Here is a 237-nt window from a genome sequence, read left to right as displayed (position 1 = left end):
AGCGGTAACCTGGAATATCCTTCTTAGGTTGTTCACCCTCTTCGCTTGGATATCCTGGAATCTCGTTGCCTTCCTTATCCTTATGACTAGTCTTAACCTTCTCATAAACGTGTTCTGTGTCGCCGTTTGGAAGTTTCTTGGTCTCTACGAAGCGGTAGCCTGGAATATCCTTCTTAGGTTGTTCGCCGTCTTCGCTTGGATGACCTGGAATGTCATTCCCTTCCTTATCCTTATGAC

The 237-nt window shown here is 46.0% G+C and carries 1 protein-coding gene; it reads right to left on the bottom strand.

From position 1 onward, the window contains the following. Window positions 1-237, bottom strand: a 237-nt coding sequence (locus tag AWH02_RS06025) for a hypothetical protein (RefSeq protein ID WP_145762183.1), incomplete at both ends; no start/stop codon positions are given.

The organism is Streptococcus gordonii (genome assembly GCF_001553855.1).
GTDB lineage: Bacteria > Bacillota > Bacilli > Lactobacillales > Streptococcaceae > Streptococcus > Streptococcus gordonii.
This window is presented reverse-complemented; position numbering and strand designations above follow the sequence as displayed.